Annotated in this window: 1 protein-coding gene and 1 pseudogene; one reads left to right on the top strand and one right to left on the bottom strand. The window is 50.5% G+C overall.

What is annotated here, in order from left to right:
- Positions 1-276: pseudogene (locus tag AB0F43_RS38350) on the bottom strand (APH(3') family aminoglycoside O-phosphotransferase); the annotation flags it as partial.
- A gap of 129 nt (positions 277-405) precedes the next feature.
- On the opposite strand from AB0F43_RS38350, the gene AB0F43_RS38345 reads away from it, so the two are divergent.
- Positions 406-1,070, top strand: a 665-nt coding sequence (locus AB0F43_RS38345; protein WP_360488864.1) for an IS6-like element IS26 family transposase, incomplete at its 3' end; no start/stop codon positions are given.

Below are 1,070 nucleotides of genomic sequence, written 5' to 3'. Positions count from 1 at the left end.
ATCAGGAGTACGGATAAAATGCTTGATGGTCGGAAGAGGCATAAATGCCGTCAGCCAGTTTAGTCTGACCATCTCATCTGTAACATCATTGGCAACGCTACCTTTGCCATGTTTCAGAAACAACTCTGGCGCATTGGGCTTCCCATACAATCGATAGATTGTCGCACCTGATTGCCCGACATTATCGCGAGCCCATCTATACCCATATAAATCAGCATCCAGGTTGGAATTTAATCGCGGCCTCGAGCAAGACGTTTCCCGTTGAATATGGCTCATAACACCCCTTGTATTACTGTTTATGTAAGCAGACAGTTTTATTGTTCATGATGATATATTTTTATCGGCACTGTTGCAAATAGTCGGTGGTGATAAACTTATCATCCCCTTTTGCTGATGGAGCTGCACATGAACCCATTCAAAGGCCGGCATTTTCAGCGTGACATCATTCTGTGGGCCGTACGCTGGTACTGCAAATACGGCATCAGTTACCGTGAGCTGCAGGAGATGCTGGCTGAACGCGGAGTGAATGTCGATCACTCCACGATTTACCGCTGGGTTCAGCGTTATGCGCCTGAAATGGAAAAACGGCTGCGCTGGTACTGGCGTAACCCTTCCGATCTTTGCCCGTGGCACATGGATGAAACCTACGTGAAGGTCAATGGCCGCTGGGCGTATCTGTACCGGGCCGTCGACAGCCGGGGCCGCACTGTCGATTTTTATCTCTCCTCCCGTCGTAACAGCAAAGCTGCATACCGGTTTCTGGGTAAAATCCTCAACAACGTGAAGAAGTGGCAGATCCCGCGATTCATCAACACGGATAAAGCGCCCGCCTATGGTCGCGCGCTTGCTCTGCTCAAACGCGAAGGCCGGTGCCCGTCTGACGTTGAACACCGACAGATTAAGTACCGGAACAACGTGATTGAATGCGATCATGGCAAACTGAAACGGATAATCGGCGCCACGCTGGGATTTAAATCCATGAAGACGGCTTACGCCACCATCAAAGGTATTGAGGTGATGCGTGCACTACGCAAAGGTGTAGCTGCCGGCAAAGGCTTCCGGGTACTGCC

It is taken from the genome of Kribbella sp. NPDC023972, assembly GCF_040639075.1.
Lineage (GTDB): Bacteria > Actinomycetota > Actinomycetes > Propionibacteriales > Kribbellaceae > Kribbella.
Note: the sequence above shows the minus strand (reverse complement) of the source record. Positions and strands in the feature narration are given on the sequence as shown.